Source organism: Agrobacterium sp. RC10-4-1 (assembly GCF_014138475.1).
In the GTDB taxonomy this organism is placed as follows: Bacteria; Pseudomonadota; Alphaproteobacteria; order Rhizobiales; family Rhizobiaceae; genus Agrobacterium; species Agrobacterium pusense.
Genome location: NZ_JACJIT010000008.1, coordinates 284,675 through 304,858, shown reverse-complemented (window position 1 = coordinate 304,858; position 20,184 = coordinate 284,675). Strand labels below are relative to the sequence as shown.

Below are 20,184 nucleotides of genomic sequence, written 5' to 3'. Positions count from 1 at the left end.
GTTTTTCCAGCTATCCCATCAGCGTGCAATAAATTACAGAGACTAAAATTTATTGCACGACAAGTCATTATCCTTGGGAGGGGAATATGTTGGCTTTTCTGAAATCGACCGTTGCTGCGGGTGTATTGGCCGTGGCGCTTGCGGCTGGCGCCGGTTCGCCTGCCGCCGCCGCAGGCAAGTTTGCCTGTGAACCCGGCGAAACCTATGTGATGAATGTCATGGTTTCCAGCCATCCCTATTGGGTTCCGGTATTTGAAGGGTTCAAGCAGGCCGCCAAGGCGCTCGGCTGCGAAGCTGTTTTCACCGGCACGCCGGAATATGACATCACAAAGCAGATCGCGTCCTTCGAGCAGGAGCTGGTGAAGAAGCCGAAAGGCGTTCTCCTGCACCCGATGCAGGCCGATCCTTTCATCGAGCCGATCAACAAGGCGATCGCCTCAGGTGTATCCGTCACCACTTTTGCCGCCGATTCTCCGAAGTCGAAGCGCACCGCCTATATTACCTCGGACAATGTCGCAGAGGCGAAGTTTGCGGCTGACGAAATCGTCAAGAAGCTTGGTGAAAAAGGCGAATATGCCGTTCTGGAAAATCCGGGCCAAAGCAACCATGATCTGCGCGTTACCGCCCTCATAGACTATATGGGGCGGACTTATCCGCAGATGAAGCTCGTTGGCCGGCAAGCGACCAACCAGGATGCAAACGTCGCTTATCAGGCAACCGCCGCACTACTGCAGGCCAATCCCAATCTCGGTGCATTGTGGATCCCTGAGGCCGGTTCGGCTGAAGGTGCGACGACCGCCGTTCTCGAGGCAAAAAAGAAGGTCCTGATCCTGCATGCGGATATCACGCCGGCAACGCTGGAACACATCAAGCAGGGTAATATCTATATGGCCATCAATCCCAATCAGGGGGTTCAGGGCTTCATGGGTTTCATGAACACGTTTCTTGGTGCTCATTCGGACCTGATCGACCCGTTCAACGACTACAAGGTCTCCGGCTTCAACCCGATGCAGGTGCCTTCGATGGACAATGGTTTTGCCGTCATCACCAAGGCGAACGCCGCCTCCTTCGATCTCAACGAATATATGAAGGGGCGCTGAGGCGTCGATCTGGACCCGGCGAGGTTTACGCCTCGCCGGCCATGTGGAAAGCCGGTTCGGGAGGGCGTTATGGGTGAGGTCATCCTCAGCATGACGAATATTCATAAGGCATTCGGGCCCGTGAAGGCGCTGCGGAGTGCTGCACTTGACCTGCGGCGCGGCGAAATCCACGCGCTGGCGGGGGAAAACGGTGCCGGAAAGTCGACGCTGATGCATATCATTGACGGCATTCTGCAGCCCGATGGAGGGGAGATCCTGCTGGATGGCAAGCCGGTCAAGATATCCTCGCCTAATGTGGCGAACCGGCTCGGCATCGGTTTCGTGCATCAGGAGATCGCTCTTTGCCCTGATATTTCGGTTGCCGAAAACATGTTTATGTCAGAGACCGGTCGAAGCCGTTCCTGGTTCATGAATTACCGCGACCTGGAAAAGCGGGCGGCAGCGGTGCTGCGGGAGATCGGCGACATCGATCCCGCCAGCCGCGCGGGCGGCCTCTCAATTTCGCAGCAGCAGATCGTTGAGATTGCCAAGGCGTTGACGCTGGATTGCCGCATTCTGATCCTCGATGAGCCAACGGCAGCGCTGACAGAGACCGAAGCCCAGACACTTTTCCGGATCATGCACCGGCTGGCCGAGCGCGGCATTGCCATCATCTATATTTCGCATCGCATGGCGGAGATTTTCGAACATTGCGACCGCATCACCGTCATGCGCGACGGTTGCCATATCAGGACGGAGAATATTGCTGATATTTCCCCTGAGGAAGTCGTTAACAGCATGGTGGGACGGGTACTCGACAAGCTCTACCCGCCGAAGCTCTCGGATGATGAGAAATCTGACGACGTCATTCTCTCTGTTCGGGGTCTGAATGAAGGAAAGCGCGTTTTCGATGTCGGTTTCGATCTGCGTCGGGGTGAAATCCTGGGGTTGGCTGGACTGATCGGTGCGGGAAGAAGCGAGATCGCGCGGGCGGTCTGCCGGCTGGAGGGCAAGCCGACAGGCGAGGTTATGTTACGTGGCCGGCGGCTTGGTCTGAAAGACTATCGTGACAGCATCCGGGAAGGGATCGTTTATCTTTCCGAAGACCGCAAGGGGGACGGGCTGTTCCTGAACATGTCCATCGCCGCCAATGTCTCCGCGCTCGACATAGGAAGGATATCGAATGGCATGGGTTTCATCGAACGGCGCAAAGAGATGAAGCGCGCAGATGAGCTGGGGCGCCGGCTGAAACTGCGGGCGAACAGCGTCGGCGATTCCGTCTCGACCCTGAGCGGCGGCAACCAGCAGAAGGTGGCGCTGGCGAAGATGCTGTCGGTTGAACCGAAGGTCATCTTTCTGGATGAGCCGACACGGGGGGTGGATGTGGGTGCCAAGGCGGAAATCCACCGCCAGATTCGGGAACTGGCGCGTGAGGGGGTTGGCGTGGTCGTCATCTCCTCCGAACTGCCGGAACTCATCGGCGTCAGCGATCGTGTGCTTGTCGTGCGCGAGGGGCGCATCACCGGCGAGGTCGAGGGGGACGACATGACGGAGGAGAAGATCATGCAGCTCGCGTCGATCAATATTGTGCAGAATGCGGCGGAAGCCTGAGGGAGCGGGAAAATGGCAACATCGGAAACACCTTCAAGCCTTGCCGGGACGGCGGCTCGCCGGACAGCGTGGTGGGAGCCGGCGCTCAAGGCGCGGGAAACCGGGCTGATCGTAATCATTCTCGCGCTTTTTGCCGTGATGTCCTTCATCTCGCCGTACTTCCTGACCGTGGACAATCTGCGGGCCATGGCCATGGTCTTCGCTATCGAAAGCATCGTCGTGGTGGGCATGACGATTCTTCTGATCTCTGGTGGCATCGATCTTTCGGTGGGATCCGTTACGGCGCTCGCGATGGTGGCAGCCGGCTGGCTTTTCCTCAACGGCGTCGACCCCTGGGTGGCGGCGGGGTTGGCAATCTGCCTGACGACATTGGTCGGCATGGTCATGGGATTTCTGACCACGGTCATCGGTCTGCATCATTTCATCGTGTCGCTGGGCGTCATGGTCATTGCGCGCGGTGTTTGCCTGCTGGCGACCGGCGGGCGGCCGCTCGGGCTCTACTCCCTGCCGCCGGAATTCAAGTTCATCGGTCAGGGTGTGATTGGCGGCATACCGCTGGTGCTGATCATATTTATGGTGGTGGTCGTTTCTTTCGATCTGCTGCTGCGGCGCACGACTGCCTTCCGCAAGGTTTTTTACACCGGCAGCAATCCCAAGGCCGCGGCCTATTCCGGCATCCGTGTCGGCCGCGTGGTCTTCGCCACCACAACGCTTTGTTCGATGCTTTGCGGTGTTGCAGGTGTTATCTACATGGCGCGCTTCGGTTCTGCCCAGCCAAGCTTCGGCATCGGCATGGAACTCAACGTCATTGCGGCCGCGGTCATCGGCGGCGCCAGCCTTTCGGGCGGTTCGGGTACGATTCTTGGCGCGATCCTGGGAGCCATCCTTCTCTCCGTGGTTTCCAGTTCGCTTGCCTTGCTCAATGTGTCTGTCTACTGGCAGGACATCATCAGGGGCAGCATCTTGCTGGCTGCGGTACTGTTCGACCACTATCTGGTCAGGCGCCGCCGTTGAGCGCCGTTCGCTCGCCCGAAGGTAACTGGAGAAAGACGATCATGCTGGATATCAAGGACGATTTCGATCAACAGAGGCAGATGTATTCCGTCCTGGTGCTGCATTTCATCGAAGGGGTGAAACAGTCCGAAATCGCCGAGCGGCTCAACCTTTCCCACACCAAGGTGAACCGCATGATTGCGGCCGGCCGCAAGGCGGGCATGGTGAAGATCAGCATCTCCAGTCCTTATCAGCGGCTTGTGGACCTTGAAAACGAGATCACCCGCCGGTTTGGCCTTAGACAATCCGTCGTTACGCCAACGGTATCGGACAATCCGGAAACAGCCTTGCAAATGGTCGGGCGGGTGGCCGCAAACCATTTGCTGGAAACGATCCGCGACGGCGATGTGATCGCGATTACGGGCGGCAAGGCGGTGAGTGCGGTTGTCGACAATCTGCAGGCGGAGCGCCGTTTCGATGTGCGGGTAGTGCCGCTCACCGGCGGGGTGCAGGGCAAGCATTACACCGATGTCAATCATCTCGCCACGCAACTGGCGGAAAAACTTGGCGGCAGCGCCTCGCTGCTGCACGCACCGTTATTCGCCGAAGACGAGGAACAGCGCGATCTCCTCATGAATGTTGCATCGATCCGTGAGGTTTTCGATCTGGCGCGTCAGGCGCAGGTGGCGCTGGTCGGCATTGGTTCGGTGGAGGCGCCAGGCTCTGGCTATTACGATCTTCTGCCGGATGCCGCCCGTGGCGGAAAGGCGCTGGTGGATGCCGGCATTGCCGGCGAGTTTCTCGCCCACCTCACCATGGCGGACGGCCAGCTTGCCCGGATCGATCTCAACTCGCGCGTCGTGGCGCTGGACCCCGGGCAGCTTGCCCGGTGCCCAAACATCATCGGTGTCGCAGCAGGCGCCATCAAGGCCGGCCCGGTGGCGGCCACGCTTGCCGGCCACTATCTGACCTCGCTGGTCGTGGATGAAGCAATAGCCGGCTACTTATTGGATCATGAAGGAGGGGAAACCTCGTGACGGACAACGCAATATTGACCCGGACGATAGGCAAAAGCGGTATCAACTCATCTGCCGTGGGGCTTGGAACCTGGGCCATCGGTGGCTGGATGTGGGGCGGCACCGACGAGCGGCAGTCCATAGCAGCCATCCAGGCCTCCATCGATGCGGGGATTTCCCTCATCGATACTGCGCCAGCCTATGGCATGGGGCTTGCCGAAACAATCGTTGGCAAGGCAATTGCCGGCAGACGCGACAAGGTGGTGCTGGTCACCAAATGCGGGCTTGTGTGGCATGTGAATGAGGGCGCTTATTTCTTCCATCAGGATGGCAAGCCGGTTCATCGTTATCTCGGCGCCGCATCCATCCGGTACGAGGTCGAAGAGAGCCTGAAACGGCTTGGGACAGATTATATCGACCACTACGTCACCCATTGGCAGGATGCCACGACGCCGATTGCCGAGACAGTCGGGGCTTTGGTGCGGCTGAAGGAAGAGGGGAAGATCCGTTCGATCGGGGCAAGCAACGTCTCGCAGGCCGATCTGGAAGCCTATATCGCCACCGGGGCGCTGGATGCCATTCAGGAAGAATATTCCATGGTAAAGCGCGACATCGAGACGGCGCTCCTGCCCGTTTGCCGGGAGAATGCCGTCTCGGTTCTCAGCTATTCGTCGCTGGCGCTCGGTCTCCTCTCGGGCAAGGTCGGGCCGGAGCGGGTTTTTGCGGAAGATGACCAGCGCCACGGCAATCCGCGCTTCAGCCAGGCCAACCGTGAAAAGATCGCGCGTTTGATCGGCGTGCTGAAACCGGTGGCGGCCGCCCATTCCGCCTCAGTGGCACAGGTGGTGATTGCCTGGACGATTGCCCAGCCGGGTATAACATTCTCGCTGTGTGGCGCACGCGACCCGGCTCAGGCGGTTGAAAACGCCGCCGCGGCGCGTCTTCGCCTCACAGAGAGTGAGCTGGCGCTCATCAGCACTGGTGTCGCGGAGCATCTCGTGGGTCTCGATACCTGATTATGTCGCTGGAACGGGGTTTCAGGCGCACATCGCATAATTTCGTTCCCTTTCTCATGTCGCTTAACGGTCAACAACATTGGGACGCTGGTCATCGCCAGCGAACGGTATTCCTATGCCCAGTTTTCGCGAGGACGCTCTCCATCGCATCCGGCAAGACGGTGATTTCGACGCCGTGGTCATCGGCGGCGGTATCAATGGCATCGCCGCCTATCGTGATCTTGCCCTGCAGGGGCTGAGAGTTCTTCTGGTCGAGCGCAGCGATTTCTCCTCGGGCTGCAGCGCTGCTCCCTCGCGGATGATCCATGGCGGCCTGCGTTATCTAGAAAACGGCGAATTCGGCCTGGTGGCGGAATCCCTGCGGGAGCGCGATGCACTTCTGAGGCTCGCACCGCATATGGTTCGGCCGCTGCCGACCACGATCCCGATTTTTTCGACTTTCAGCGGCCTGTTCAATGCGGTAGCAACCTTTGCCGGCTCCGGTGGGAAACCCGCAAGCCGGGGCGCGCTCGCCATCAAGGCGGGTCTGATGCTCTATGATTTCGTCACTCGCAAAAACCGCATCCTGCCCCGTCACGCCTTTCGTGGCGCGGCCGATACTTTGCAGCATTGGCCGGATCTGACACCGGAGATCAGATATTCCGCCACCTATTACGATGCTTGGATAAGCCAGCCCGAACGGCTTGCTCTGGAGCTTCTGATCGACAGCCAGTCGGATGCGCCGCAAAGCGTTGCACTGAACTATGCCGAACTCGTCCGTGTGGGCGATGAATATGGTCTGCGGACGGAGGAAGCGGACGAAATCCTGCCGATAGGGCCCCGGATCATCATCAATGCAACGGGAGCCTGGATCGACGAGACGATCGGCGTATTGGCCGATGGCCCGGCGTCGGACAGGGCAAAACCCACCGTTTCAGGCACCAAGGGATCGCATCTGATCCTTGCCAATGAGGAACTTCTCAAGGCGCTGAACGGCCACATGATTTTCTTTGAAAACACGGACAACCGGGTCTGCATCCTCTTCCCTTATCTCGACCGGGTTCTTGCGGGATCGACCGATATCAAGGTGGATCGGCCCGAGCGGGTACGCTGCGAGCCCGAGGAACGGGACTACATTCTGGACGCGATCCGGCAGGTCTTTCCGCAGATTGCCATCGATCGCTCCGACATCGTCTTCAGTTTCAGCGGTATACGCCCATTGCCGCGAAGCGATGCCGCCTTCACCGGGAAAATATCCCGCAGCCATTTCATCCACCGCGTTGCGGGTGATCCGCCGCAGCTCTGCATGATCGGCGGCAAGTGGACCACTTTCAGAGCTTTTGGCGAACAGGTGACCGACGAGGTTCTGGCCTTTCTTGGACGAAAGCGGCTGACCGGCACCATGGACCGCGCAATCGGCGGCGGCAGGAATTTTCCGGCCGGTGCAGGCGGCCTGCCTGCTTTGTTGTCGGAGGAGTTTTCGATTGCCGAAGACCGGGCGGAGCATCTGGCCCTGGCTTACGGCTCCCGCGCGTTTGAGCTGATGGGTTTTTGCCGGGATCGTTCGGATGACGTGCAGCTTTCAGAAAAATCGCCGATCACGGCAGCGGAAATGGTCTGGCTTATCCGTTGCGAACAGGTGCGGCACCTGACCGATCTCGTCCTGCGTCGCACGACGCTCGCCATCACCGGCGTCATCGATGCCGATCTGATCGACGCGATGCTCGCCGTTGCAGCGCGCGAGTTGGGCTGGCTGCCAAATCAGGCGTCAGCGGAACGTCAGCGGCTCATTCACGAGCTGGAGACCTTTTACGGGGTCACGCCGGCAATGCTTCAACACAGATGCAAGGAGAATGCATGATGATGCGGATTTCGAAGAAGGCGCGCATGAACAGGCTGTTCCGCAATGGCGGCTGTCTGGATGTGGCCATCGATCACGGGGTTTGTAACGAGCCGAGCTTCCTCGTCGGGCTGGAGGATATGTCGCAGACCGTGGACCGGCTGGTAGAGGCTCGCCCCGACGCCATCCAGATGGCCTACGGCCAGGCAGACCTGCTGCAGCAGCGGCCGGAGCGCGACAAGCCGGCGCTCGTCATGCGCATCGACATGGGCAACCCCTATAACTCAACACGCCACAGGACCATGTGGTCGCAGCTTCAGAATTATCATGACCCGATCATCGGCGCGCTGGAAATGGATGCCGCCTGCGTCGTCGTGAACCTGTTCATGCTGCCGGACGAACCTGAGCTCTTTCGTCAATGTGTTGAAAACATCAGCCGCGTGCGTGCCGATTGCCATCGTTTCGGCATGCCGCTGATGATCGAACCTTTGGTCATGCTGCCGAATGATGTGCGCGGCGGTTATCAGGTGGATGGCGATGCCGAAAAGATCGTTACGCTGGTTCGTCTTGCCTCGGAAATGGGAGCCGATATCATCAAGGCCGATCCGACCAGTAACCCGCAGGACTTTCACAGGGTGATCGAGGCGGCGCGGTGCCCGGTGCTGGTGCGGGGCGGGGGGCGTGAGGACTTGCGCAATGTATTGGCTAAATCGGCGGCTCTGGTGGCCGAAGGTGCAAACGGCATGGTTTACGGGCGCAATATTTACCAGCACGACAATCCCAAGGCCGTTGTTGCGGCGTTGATGGCCATCATCCATCAGGGCGCGGGTGGTGAGGAAGCATGGGATATCTATAATCGTGGCTGACAAAAATCACATATTGGGTCTGGATGTCGGCAACACGGTCATCAAGGCCGTGCTGTTCGACACGGCGGGGCGACAGGTTGCGCAACACGCGATCGACGGACAGTCGACATTCCCGCAGCCCGGCTATGTCGAGCGCGATCTTGAGGAATTGTGGCGCAACGGCTGCGAGGCGATCCGTCAGCTTCTGGTAAAAGCGGCTGTCGATCCTCGCAGTATCCTCGCGGTAGGCTGCGCCGGCCATGGCAATGGTCTTTATCTTCTAGACAAGAAACAACAGCCCCTGATCGGCATCCAGTCGCTCGACAGCCGCGCCGCCGATGTGGCGGCCGAGCTTGACGGGAAAAGCGGAGCGCAATTGCAGGCCCGCTGCCTGCAGCGGCCATGGCCTGCGCAAACCCCGAGCCTTTTGGCTTGGGTGAAGCGACATGCACCCGATCTTTACGCCCGGACCGGCACGGTGTTGTTCTGCAAGGATTTCGTCAATTTCCGCCTGACGGGCCTCCTTGCCAATGATATTTCCGATCTCAGCGGCGCGGGACTTTTGGCTTTGCCGGAAGCGCGGCTCGACCGCGAGCTTCTGTCTCTTTACGATATCGAGGACGCGTTCGCGTTTTTCCCCCATCGCGTGGAATCGGCCGACATCGTCGGCCGGGTGACGGGCGAGGCTGCGGCCATCACGGGGCTGTCCGAAGGCACACCCGTCATCGGCGGTTTCTTCGATGTGGTCTCCAGCGCCATGGGGTCGGGCGTCATCAATGCCGGGGAAGCTTCGATCATCGCCGGCACCTGGAGCATCAACCAGGTTTTCGCAGACAGGCCGGTCATCAGTCCCGATGTCTTCATGGTTACGACCTTTGGCCGCAACCGCTATGTCAATATCGAATCCAGCGCCACCTCCGCCGCCAATCTCGAATGGTACGTGCATCGTGTTCGCGGTGACCACGGCGCCCACGCCTTCGAGCGCTGCAACGAATTGGTCGGCTCCGTTACTCCGCGCGCCGACGATCCGTTCTTCCATCCGTTCATTTTCGGCTCACGGCTGGGTGCGGAATTTCGCGGCGGCTTTTACGGCCTCGCGGGATGGCATGGTGAAGGCCACATGTTGCGCGCCCTGTTCGAGGGTGTGTGTTTTGAGCATCGCCGCCACATCGGCGTCTTGCGCGAAGCGGGCTTGCCGGTGGAAAGCGCCGTGATGTCCGGCGGCGGTTCCCGCAGCCAGCATTGGCCACAGATCATGGCTGATGTCCTGGAAATTCCGCTGCGTGTCGCGGAGGCCCGCGAGACAGGTGCGCTCGGTGCTGCCATTGGTGCGGCCGTGGCGATTGGACTTTATCCCGATTATGAGGAGGCGGTTTCGGCGATGACACGGGTTGCGAATGCCTACCAGCCGGACGCTGCGCAAGTCTCGCATTATGCGCGGCGTTATGGTCTTTATGCGGAGTTGACCGCGCAGTTGCGTGGCTTCTGGAGCGCCTTGCGGCTGGCGCGAACCTGAAAGTGCACCACGTGCAGACGATCAACCGGGCCGCCGCCGGACAAAGCGTTGCTCCAAGACCTCGCTTCCCCATTGGCTGCCCGGATATTCCTCGACGCATGTAAAACCATGGGTTTCGTAAAGGTGGCGTGCGGTCGAGAGACCGTTGAATGTCCAGAGATGGGTTGCGGCGAAGCCATTTTTGTCGACAAAGGCCAGTGCTGTTTCGAGCAGTCTGCGTCCGACACCGCTGCCGCGCACACCGTCGTCGACAATAAACCAGCGCAGATGCGCAATATTCGCTCCGAGATCTTCACCGTCGATCGCGACGGAGCCGATGATTTGCTGGCTGCGCATTGCAACCCAGATCGCGTTCTTCGGGCTGTCCAGCCGGTTGCAAAAAGCCGCGAGGCCCTCTGCTACAACGGATTCGAAACGCTGGCCGAAGCCGGATGTCTGGGCGTAATAAAGCGCATGCATCTGCGTGATGCGAGCGATGAGCCCTGGCCTGTAGCCTTCGATGACCTCGACGGCGGGAGCCGTGACATCGCCCCTGTCTCCCAGCGCATCGGCATAAAGGCGTAGCCCTTCCAGAACCGTGAGAGCTTGCGCCGGGCCGATCCGTGTTAAGGCGCTCGATACCTGCCGATTTGCGAAGGCGTGAATGGTTCCCACCCTATTGTGCCCGGGTTTGGTCAGGCGGAGCCGTTTGATTCGGCTATCGTCGATATCCGTCTCCTCCAGGAGGTCTCCTGAAAGGACGAGTTTGCGAAGCATTCGGCTGACGCTCGATTTCTCCAGCCTGAGCAACTTCGCCAGATCCCGAGCTGTGATGCCGGGGCACGCCTCGATCTCAATCAGCGCGTGCACGGCGGAGGGCGGCAGATCAGTGCCGGCAAAATCTCCTCCCATAAAGCCGAGTTCGCGAACAAGCCGCCGCGAGATGGAGCGGATATCGTGTATGGGAAGGGGCTGTTCAGGCATGGTTAATCCAATATGGTTGCGTGATGCAACTATATACACATGCGGAACGGTCTGCCAAGGCCATCTCGGCATAAGGACTGGCTTTCTTGGCAAATATTGGCGATCCTCCTTCCATGCACCGATAAAGCGCCTCTCGGCCGCACCAGGGAGGTCAATAATCCGGTCAGGGAGCAGATATGCCCGATACGCCCCGCTTTTTCCGTTATGCCGTTTTGGTTGCGATGTTCCCCGTCGCCGCCCTCGGGCTTGTGGGAACGCCAAATGAATATCGCGCCGTCGGTATCGAGGCTATCGATTGCGACGGCCCCCTATCGGTTCTTGTCGCTGCCGTGCCGGCGTTTTTGGCCTATGCCGTCATCGGCTGGCTGTTTTTGTCTGGCGCCAGGCGCCATCGTTCGCTGATTTCCGGTGGCATTTGCGTGCTGGTATCCCTGGCGCTCACTTGGAACATCGGTCTGGCGCTTCAGGAACATCAACGAAACGCGGCTGAAATGGTCTGCGGTGGCAGTGGCAGGCTTTGACCTGCCCTGAGATCGTGGAACGCTTCCCTAGTCCCGGAACCGGAGGTTGCGGCGGGTCAGTTGCTCGACAGTTGTGCAGCCCATCAGCTTCATGCCGCGCTCGATTTCGATACGCATTGTTTCCAAGGCCCTCTCGACCCCCGCCTGGCCTGCAGCGGCAAGCGGGAAAAGATAATAGCGGCCAAGCCCCACGGCTTTTGCCCCCAGAGACAGGGCTTTTAGTACATGGGTGCCACGCTGAATGCCGCCATCCATCATCACGTCAATCCGGTCACCGACCGCATCGACGATCTCGGCCAGCTGGTCGAAAGCGCTGCGGGAACCATCAAGCTGGCGGCCGCCATGATTGGAGAGCACGATGCCGCTGCAGCCGATCTCGACGGCACGCCGGGCGTCGTCCACCGACATGATGCCTTTCAGGCAAAAAGGTCCGCCCCATTCGCGCACCATCTGCTCCACGTCCTCCCAATTCATGGAAGGATCGAGCATCTCAGTGAAATAGCGGCTGATGGAGAGCGCTCCACCGTCCATCTTGATGTGATCGTCGAGTTGCGGCAGGCTGAAGCGCTCATGGGTCAGATAATTGATGCCCCATGCCGGCTTCATGGCAAATTGCGCAATGCCGGAAAGATTGAGCTTGAAGGGAATGGCAAAGCCGGTGCGCTTGTCGCGCTCGCGGTTTCCGCCGGTGATGCTGTCCACCGTCAGCATCATGGTTTCCACACCGGCGCTTTTTGCGCGCGCCATCATATCGCGGTTGAGGCCACGGTCCTTGTGGAAATAAAACTGATAGACCTGCGGCCCGCCGCTGATCCGGCGCGCTTCCTCCAGACTTGTGGTGCCCAGAGAGGACACGCCGAACATCGTGCCGAATTTGCCGGCCGCCGCAGCAACCGCCCGTTCTCCCTGATGGTGAAAGAGGCGCTGAAGTGCCGTCGGGGAACAATAGACCGGCATTGACAGCTTCTGCCCCATGACGGTGACCGACATATCCACATCGGCAACGCCGCGCAGCACGTCCGGAACCAGATCGCATTTTTCGAAGGCGGCCGTGTTCCGTCGATACGTCACCTCGTCATCGGCTGCGCCGTCGATGTAGTTGAAGATCGGTCCGGGAAGACGCTGTTTGGCCATGCGGCGAAAATCGTGGAAATTATAGCAGTCTTTAAGTTGCATCTGTTGCCCGACCGGTCAGCTTTGAAAGCTCGAAAAAGATCGAGTGAACCTATACCGGGTCTCAGGGGCGGGCAATTGCGTCCGGGGCGAATTTTGCAGTTCTCAGGCGGTTAGCGATCCCGGCGACCTAGGCCCTCGAGACGGCATGCAGCGCCTTGCCGGTATCAAGAAAGCTCGCAATATTGGCGATTGTCGTGACCGCAATGTTTGTGAGTGCTTCCTGTGTGAAGAAACCCTGATGACCGGTTACCAGAACATTGGGAAAGGTCAACAACCGCGCGAAAACGTCATCGCGCAACACGTCATTGGACAGATCCTCGAAAAAGAGATCGGCTTCCTCCTCGTAGACGTCAATGCCGAGGGAACCGATTGTGCCGTCTTTTAATCCGGCAATCGCGGCCTGCGTGTCGATGATGGCGCCGCGGCTGGTATTGATGAGCATTACGCCCTTTTTCAGCAGCGGCAGCGTTTCGCTACGAATGAGATGGCGGGTCTCCGGTGTCAGCGGGCACATCAGTGTGAGTACGTCCGACGCGCGGAACAGCTCCTTTCGCGTGACATAGGTCATGCCCAGCGCCACGCAATCCGGATTCTGGCGGATATCGTGGCCGAGCAGACGGCAGCCGAAGCCGGCCGCGATACGCGTGAAGATCGCTCCGATCTTTCCCGTCCCCACAACACCAACCGTCTTCCCGTGAAGATCGAAGCCAAGCAGCCCGTCAAGTGCGAAATTTCCCTCGCGAACGCGATTATAGGCGCGGTGAATCTTGCGGTTGAGCGACAGGATGAGCGCCATGGTGTGTTCCGCCACCGCATAGGGCGAATAGGCCGGCACGCGCGCAATGGTGAGGCCAAGCTTTTCGGCGGCCTGAAGGTCCACCTGATTGAACCCGGCGCATCGCAGGGCGACAAGTCGCACACCCATTGCCGCAAGTTTCTCGAGCACCGGTCCGGACAGGTCGTCATTGACGAAGGCACAGATCGCCATCGCTCCCTCCGCCAACGCCACCGTTTCGGCAGACAGGCGCGCTTCGCAATATTGCATCTTCATGCCAGGGTGGGCGGCAGCGTCAAGGAACTGCCGGTCATAGGGCTTGGCGCTGTAAACCACGATCCGCATCTGCTTCTCCAGTCTCCAAAAGAAAGCTGCCGTCACAGGGCGGTGCGTTCGGCAGATGGCTCAGCTGTGAAGGCCCGGGGCTTCCTGTCCGGTGCTTTCGACATATTCGGTGTACCCGCCACCATATTGATGGATACCATCGGGCGTCAGTTCCAGAACCCGGTTCGAAAGGGCGGCCAGGAAATGACGGTCATGCGAAACGAACAGCATCGTGCCTTCATAATCCGAGAGGGCCTTGATCAGCATTTCCTTGGTGTCGAGATCGAGATGGTTGGTCGGCTCATCCAGCACGAGGAAATTCGGCGGATCGAACAGCATGGCAGCCATGACGAGACGGGCCTTTTCACCGCCGGAAAGAACGCGGCAACGTTTTTCCACGTCGTCGCCGGAAAAACCGAAACAGCCGGCAAGGGCGCGCAACGGTGCCTGCCCCGCCTTTGGAAAGCGCTCTTCCAGCCATTCCAGGATGGTGCTGTCACCATCAAGAACATCCATGGCGTGCTGGGCGAAGTAACCGAGCTTGACGCTGGCGCCGAGGGTAACCTTGCCGGAATCCGGTTCCGCCGTGCCGGTCACGAGCTTCAACAGCGTTGATTTTCCTGCACCATTGACGCCCATGATGCACCAGCGTTCCTTGCGCCGCACCATGAAGTCGAGATCGCCATAAATGGTGCGGCTGCCATAGGCCTTGTTCACCTTCTTCAGCGCCACGACATCCTCACCCGAGCGGGGCGCCGGCGCGAATTCGAAAGCAACAGTCTGGCGCCGGCGTGGCGGCTCAACGCGATCAATCTTGTCGAGCTTTTTCACGCGGCTCTGCACCTGCGCGGCATGCGAGGCGCGCGCCTTGAAACGTTCGATGAACTTGATTTCCTTGGCGAGCATGGCCTGCTGGCGTTCAAACTGTGCCTGCTGCTGCTTTTCATTTTGCGCGCGCTGCTGTTCGTAAAAGCCGTAGTCGCCGGAATAGGTGGTGAGACTCCCGCCGTCGATTTCGATGATCTTGTTGACGATGCGGTTCATGAATTCCCGGTCGTGCGAGGTCATCAGCAGCGCGCCGTCATAATTCTTCAGGAAATCCTCAAGCCAGATCAGGCTTTCAAGATCGAGATGGTTGGAGGGTTCGTCAAGCAGCATCACGTCCGGCCGCATCAAAAGGATGCGGGCAAGCGCGACGCGCATCTTCCAGCCGCCGGAAAGCTTGGAAACATCGCCGTCCATCATCTCCTGGCTGAAGCTCAACCCGTCCAGCACCTCACGCGCACGGCCCTCCAGCGCGTAACCATCAAGCTCTTCGTACCGCGCCTGCACTTCGCCGTAACGTTCGATGATGGCGTCCATCTCGTCCATCCGGTCGGGATCGGACATGGCGGCTTCCAGTTCCCGAAGCTCCGCCGCGACCTCGCTGACCGGGCCTGCACCCTCCATAACCTCGGCCACGGCAGAGCGGCCGGACATTTCACCGACATCCTGATCGAAATAGCCGACCGTCATGCCCTTTTCGACGACGATCTGACCCTCATCCGGCTGCTCCTCGCCAGTGATCATCCGGAAAAGCGTTGTCTTGCCGGCACCGTTCGGACCGACAAGGCCGATCTTCTCACCGCGATTGAGCGCGGCGGAGGCCTCGATATAGAGAATGCGGTGACTGTTCGACTTGCTGATGTTTTCGATGCGGATCATGACAGGGCCTGTGAATGGGAGCGGCCCTCCTATGCCACGGGCCGCCGCCGCTGTCACCTGCCGCACATGTTCTGTCAGCCATGCAGCGGACAAGGCGCTCCGGCACGGCGGCGCCGGAAGCGGATCAGTTGGTGAGCGTGGCTATGCTGCCTGCAGCCTTGCGGGCGATTTCGCCAAAGGCTGTTACGATCTGCTCCATGTTTTCAGGGGCGTAATAATTGTCAGCGCTCGATGCGCAATATTGCAGCAGCGCCTTGCCCTTGTCTGGCGCCATGAAGGCGACGCTGAAAATCTTTATTCCATCTTTCTTGGCAGTCTCGCAGGTGGTGCGCACCGACTGGTCGATGCTGGAATTCCACGAGGCGCTGTTTCCCGTCATTTCGCCATCGGTCATCAGAACAATATAGCGCTCGAAGGATTCGTTCCCCTGCGTTTTATGTGCCTTCGCTTCGTCGGGATTGGCTTTCTTGAGTGCGTTATAGGCGGCGTTCAGGCTGCTGCGGGCGTCCGTGCCGCCGGTGGGAAATTCCGGAATCTGTTTGTCCACATAGCTGACAACACTGCTCGTGCCCCAGCTAAGGGGCTGGGCGGCATAGGTCTCGTGCGTATAGACCGAGGCACCTGTCCGCACCAGTTGCGAACTGCCGTTGGCAGTGTAGGTCGGGTCGGCCTTGTTCAATGTGGCGACGAGAAATCCGACCGCGGTTTTGAGCGACGTGGCCTTGTTGACATAGCAGGGGCTGGACGTAACCTGCGCTTCGCTCTTGCCCCAGTTGCTGGCGGTATAGTTCGGGCACGACTTTTTTGCGGCATTGACGGTATCCGTCTTGAACGACATCGAGCCGGAACGATCAAGCGCCAGATACATGGAGATCGGAGCACCCTTGTTGACGGTGCTCTTTGCGGTGCCGGTTACCGAAAGATCGAGTGTTTTTGCGCCAATGAACCCGAGCAGCGGATTGAGCTGAACCTTGTGGTTGATCGTGGTTTCGATCGTGTAGGTCTTGCCGCGGGCATTTTCCGTCGTCGTAATGCTGGTTGGAGAATTCTCCTCCAGTTTCTTCTTTTCTTCTTCGGTCAGGCTTTTTTCCATCTGCGCGGCAATGAAGCCCTTGGCGATTTCCTTGATCTGCGCATCCGTCAGATCGCCCTTTTTCAGCCGCGCCTCGGTTGCCGCCGCAAGGGCGGCTGAATCCGCAGTGTTCTGCATGTCCGCTTTCACCTGCATCACATTCGCCAACTCCATGCCAGCACCGGCAAAACCGAGCAAGACAGGCAGCAGGATTGCCGTCATGATGCCGAAATTGCCGCTCTTATCGGTCAGGAAACGGCGCTTCAATTTGTCAGGTGCGGAGGCGGAGGCGGTCATAGGGGGCTCACCGATTAGAATATTCGACTGAGCGCAGGAAACCCGCAAACGATGTAAAATCCGCTAAGGTGATCGCTTCAATTTTACGCAGTGGTCAAATTGACGCAGCTTTCAAAGTATTTTCAAGAATTGTCGTCGCGAAGGTCTGGAATAATACACGTTGTGTCATTGCTGGATGGGGATCACGTCGACCGCCTGTTTTATCTGCTGGTTGCCGTAGCTCTTCAATACCCCGATAACGGGGGCGACATCGGAATAATCCCTGCCATAACCGACGACGATATGGTCGCTCCCCGCCACGATGTCGTTGGTGGGATCGAGCTCCAGATAACCGGCAGCCTCGCCGCACCAGATGCGCACCCAGGCGTGCATTGCATCGGCGCCTTCAAGCCGTTCCTTGCCGGGCGGAGGAATGGTACGCAGGAAACCGCTGACATAACCGGCGGGAATGCCGAGGCTGCGCAAGGCCATGATCATGATATGCGAAAAATCCTGGCACACGCCGCGCTTTAGTTTGAAGGCCTCCGCGGGTGTCGTATCAACGGTCGTCGCCTCGCCGTCATAGGTGAAGTCCTTATGGATCCGTTTGCACAGAGAGAGCGCAATTTCGCGAATGGTCATTCCGGGCTTCAGCACTTCCCGGGCATAGGCGGATATCGCCGTGTCCATTCCGATCCTTGGACTAGCGCCGATAAAGTGGTGCGGTGACTGGAAATCGAGCGACCACACACCGGCGAGGTCCTGCGGCAGGCGGGAAAGCTCGGGCGAAAAATCCGCCGTCAATGCCGGGGCTTCCACCATCACCCGCGCCTGCATGTGAATATCGAGCTTTTCATGCGGTGCGCGCAGATGCACCGATGTTGCCGAGAGATGAAAGAAATCCTCGAAGACGGCCCGTTCTTCCGGCGTCGGCGAAACGTCGATGGAGCCGGCGACGAGCCGCTGTCGACCCGGGATGGAGAGCGGCAGGACGCGGATGATGTGGCGTGCGCCATGTGCCGGCGTGTCGTAGGTGTAACCCATATGCAGGGAAAGATCATAGAGCATAGGATTATCCGAGATAGGTCCGGGCCAGAACATCGGAAAGATGCTCCATGTCGGTTTCGAGCTGGCGGTAGATCGCGCCATTCATGTTTTCCGGCGTCATGACCGCCAACCCGGAATGCAGACGCATCGCCTCGCGGTAGAAGGGCGACATCTGGCCGTTGACGAAGGCGTTTGGAAGCTGCTCCACCTCGGTGCGGATCTCGTTCAGCTGGAACAGGATCGAGCGGGGATTGAGCGGGTCGAGTGCCAGAAGATCGGTCACGGTCAGACCTGCCGTATTGACGTTATAGCGCCGGCGATGGGTCATGACGCTGTCGCCGATTTCAAGCAGCATGTCATAGGATCCATCTGGCGCGTCCGGGCCGGTCATATGGCCGAGAAGACGCGTCATATGCAGTCCGCGTTCGAGATAACGGCCGATCGACAGGAAACGCCAGCCGGTAAAGCGATACATGTTTTCGTGCACCAAGCCGGCAAAGCCCGCAAGCTTGCGCAAGAGGACCGTCATGGCATGGGTCGCGTCGTCGCCGGGAGCCACTTTCGCGTGGAAACGGCGGGCTGTCTTGGCAAGGTCGTTCAGCGCCAACCATCCGTCCGGCGAAAAGCGGTCACGAATGTTGCTGGCGGAATAAAGCGCGCTGTTGATGTTGGTAAGCAGGCTTTCCGGCACGGCATCGTTCATCTCCACATCAAGCGCTTCGAGATACCGCGTGACATGCGCGAGCAGCGGCTGGCGCGGATCAGCGGATTCGGCATAACGCCCATGCCAGGCGCGAAGGATGCGCAAGGCGCCTTCAGAGCGCTCGATGTAACGACCCAGCCAGAAGAGATTGTCGGCCGCGCGGCTTGGCAGGCTGCCCGGCATGTTGCGGGTGAAGCTCTCTTCCGCCGGCAGAAGCGTGGTGCGCTCCACCGGTCTGTCGCTGACGATCCAGACATCAGCCGCGCTTCCGCCCGATTGCATGGCGATGGCGGACACGTCGTCACCGCTGCCGATCCGGGCAAAGCCACCCGGCATGATCTGCCAGCCATCCTGGGTACGGGCGGCAAATACACGAAGGCTCATCGGGCGCGGCACGAGCTTGTTGTCGATATAGGCCGGGGTGGTTGAAAGCTTCACCACTTCCTGGCCCACCAGCCTGTGGCCATCGGAGGCAAGCCAGTCGCTGATCGATTCCTTTGCAGTTTCTCTCAGGGAAGAGCCAAGCACGGACTGGCCGTTATCGTCGAAGAACGGAAGCCGGGAATAGGCCGGGCCAATGACCATGCCTTCGATATTGCCGGCGACGTGACGGCGTTCAGCCTCCTGTCCGCACCACCAGGTGGCGATGGACGGCAATTTCAGTTCTTCGCCGAGAATGTGGCGGCAGATGCGCGGCATGAAGGCAAGCAGCGCCCGCGTTTCCAGAATTCCGCTGCCGAGCGCGTTGACGATGGTGAGCGCTTCATTGCGCAATGCCTGTACCATGCCCGGCGTGCCGATATGGGATTGCTGGTTGAGCTCCAGCGGATCGGAATAGGATGCGTCGAGACGCCGCCAGAGGACGCCGATCGGCTTCAACCCGGCAACCGTTCTGACCATGACGCGGCCATTGACAACGGTCAGGTCTTCGCCCTCCAGCAGCATGAAGCCAAGATAACGGGCGATATAGGCGTGTTCGAAATAGGTCTCGTTGGCCGGGCCGGGCGTTAACACGGCGATCCGGTCGTCAGGGTGTTTTCTTTGCGCCTGCAGCGTGTCGCGGAAAGCACCAAAAAACGAGGCCAGACGGTGAACATGGGTTTCGGCATAGATGTCGGAGAGCGCACGCGTGGTCGCCACCCGGTTTTCGAGCGCGAAACCCGCACCGGAGGGCGCCTGTGTCCTGTCGGCCAGCACCCACCAGTTGCCATCTGGCCCACGCCCGATCTCGAAGGAACAGAAATGCAGGTAATGACCGCTTGCCGGCTTTACGCCGACCATGGGTCGCAGATATTCGGGATTGGAGGCAATCAGCGCCGGCGGCACATAACCTTCCTTCACCAGTCGGTTTTCGCCGTAAAAATCGGCGACCATGGCTTCCAGAAGATTGGCGCGCTGCTTCAACCCCTCGGCAAGAACCGTCCATTCCCGGTCGTCGATCAGCACCGGAATATGGGAGATCGGCCAGTTTCTTTCGCTGCTGCCCTTGCCGTAATCGCGGTAGAACACGCCGGCATCGCGCAGATAGCGGTCAGTGCGGGCAAAACGCTCATGCAGCTCCCGCTCAGACATGCGCGAGAGGGCCTCGAGCAGGGTCTTCCAGACCGGTCTCACCGTGCCGTTGTTATCGAGCATTTCGTCGGCAACGCCAGGCAAAGGGGAATATTCAAGCCCGCTTGGTCGCGCGCTCGTTTCCGTCTTGCGTTCCGTTGCCGGGGCTTTGGACAA

Annotated in this window: 16 protein-coding genes; 9 read left to right on the top strand and 7 right to left on the bottom strand. The window is 59.4% G+C overall.

Annotation, left to right across the window (positions count from 1 at the left end; all coding sequences use genetic code 11):
* The first annotated feature begins 86 nt into the window (after positions 1–86).
* The 8 genes from FHW77_RS21820 (at position 87) to FHW77_RS21785 (ending at position 9,895) form a co-directional block, all read left to right on the top strand.
* Entirely contained in the window at positions 87–1,100 is a 1,014-nt protein-coding gene (locus FHW77_RS21820) for a substrate-binding domain-containing protein (protein ID WP_004437310.1), read from the top strand.
* Between the two features lie 69 nt (positions 1,101–1,169).
* Complete coding sequence (locus FHW77_RS21815) at positions 1,170–2,690, top strand: sugar ABC transporter ATP-binding protein (protein WP_100911281.1); 1,521 nt, start codon at positions 1,170–1,172, stop codon at positions 2,688–2,690.
* 12 nt (positions 2,691–2,702) lie between these two features.
* Entirely contained in the window at positions 2,703–3,704 is a 1,002-nt protein-coding gene (locus FHW77_RS21810; protein WP_111813673.1) for an ABC transporter permease, read from the top strand.
* 41 nt (positions 3,705–3,745) lie between these two features.
* Complete coding sequence (locus tag FHW77_RS21805) at positions 3,746–4,720, top strand: sugar-binding transcriptional regulator (protein WP_162696213.1); 975 nt, start codon at positions 3,746–3,748, stop codon at positions 4,718–4,720.
* Positions 4,717–5,715, top strand: a complete 999-nt coding sequence (locus tag FHW77_RS21800; RefSeq protein WP_100911283.1) for an aldo/keto reductase — start codon at positions 4,717–4,719, stop codon at positions 5,713–5,715. Before FHW77_RS21805 ends, FHW77_RS21800 begins: the two co-directional genes overlap by 4 nt.
* 115 nt (positions 5,716–5,830) lie before the next feature.
* Positions 5,831–7,555 (top strand): glycerol-3-phosphate dehydrogenase/oxidase, encoded by a 1,725-nt coding sequence (locus FHW77_RS21795; RefSeq protein ID WP_100911284.1) that lies wholly within the window; start codon positions 5,831–5,833, stop codon positions 7,553–7,555.
* 2 nt (positions 7,556–7,557) lie between these two features.
* Positions 7,558–8,400 (top strand): class I fructose-bisphosphate aldolase, encoded by an 843-nt coding sequence (locus tag FHW77_RS21790; RefSeq protein WP_100911597.1) that lies wholly within the window; start codon positions 7,558–7,560, stop codon positions 8,398–8,400.
* Positions 8,393–9,895, top strand: a complete 1,503-nt coding sequence (locus FHW77_RS21785; protein ID WP_162696210.1) for an FGGY-family carbohydrate kinase — start codon at positions 8,393–8,395, stop codon at positions 9,893–9,895. The genes FHW77_RS21790 and FHW77_RS21785 overlap by 8 nt, the downstream gene beginning before the upstream one ends.
* A 21-nt stretch (positions 9,896–9,916) precedes the next feature.
* On the opposite strand, the gene FHW77_RS21780 is transcribed toward FHW77_RS21785, so the two are convergent.
* Positions 9,917–10,858, bottom strand: a complete 942-nt coding sequence (locus FHW77_RS21780; protein WP_100911285.1) for a bifunctional helix-turn-helix transcriptional regulator/GNAT family N-acetyltransferase — start codon at positions 10,856–10,858, stop codon at positions 9,917–9,919.
* Between the two features lie 176 nt (positions 10,859–11,034).
* Here FHW77_RS21780 and FHW77_RS21775 point away from each other — a divergent pair, with 176 nt between their 5' ends.
* Positions 11,035–11,379, top strand: coding sequence for a hypothetical protein (locus tag FHW77_RS21775; protein ID WP_006699943.1), 345 nt, complete (start codon positions 11,035–11,037; stop codon positions 11,377–11,379).
* A 27-nt stretch (positions 11,380–11,406) separates the two neighbouring features.
* Here FHW77_RS21775 and FHW77_RS21770 read toward each other — a convergent pair whose 3' ends face one another.
* The 6 genes from FHW77_RS21770 to FHW77_RS21745 form a co-directional block, all read right to left on the bottom strand.
* Entirely contained in the window at positions 11,407–12,555 is a 1,149-nt protein-coding gene (locus tag FHW77_RS21770) for an alpha-hydroxy acid oxidase (RefSeq protein ID WP_022563314.1), read from the bottom strand.
* Between the two features lie 127 nt (positions 12,556–12,682).
* Positions 12,683–13,675 (bottom strand): 2-hydroxyacid dehydrogenase, encoded by a 993-nt coding sequence (locus FHW77_RS21765; RefSeq protein ID WP_182590688.1) that lies wholly within the window; start codon positions 13,673–13,675, stop codon positions 12,683–12,685.
* Positions 13,676–13,735: 60 nt separating this feature from the next.
* A complete protein-coding gene (locus FHW77_RS21760; protein ID WP_004437328.1) occupies positions 13,736–15,358 on the bottom strand; it encodes an ABC-F family ATP-binding cassette domain-containing protein in 1,623 nt (540 codons plus the stop codon).
* Between the two features lie 124 nt (positions 15,359–15,482).
* Complete coding sequence (locus tag FHW77_RS21755; protein WP_100911287.1) at positions 15,483–16,727, bottom strand: vWA domain-containing protein; 1,245 nt, start codon at positions 16,725–16,727, stop codon at positions 15,483–15,485.
* Positions 16,728–16,892: 165 nt separating this feature from the next.
* Positions 16,893–17,774 carry a transglutaminase family protein gene (locus FHW77_RS21750; protein WP_100911288.1) on the bottom strand — a complete coding sequence of 294 codons (882 nt, stop codon included), beginning with the start codon at positions 17,772–17,774 and terminating at the stop codon, positions 16,893–16,895.
* A 4-nt stretch (positions 17,775–17,778) separates the two neighbouring features.
* Positions 17,779–20,184, bottom strand: a complete 2,406-nt coding sequence (locus FHW77_RS21745; protein ID WP_100911289.1) for a circularly permuted type 2 ATP-grasp protein — start codon at positions 20,182–20,184, stop codon at positions 17,779–17,781.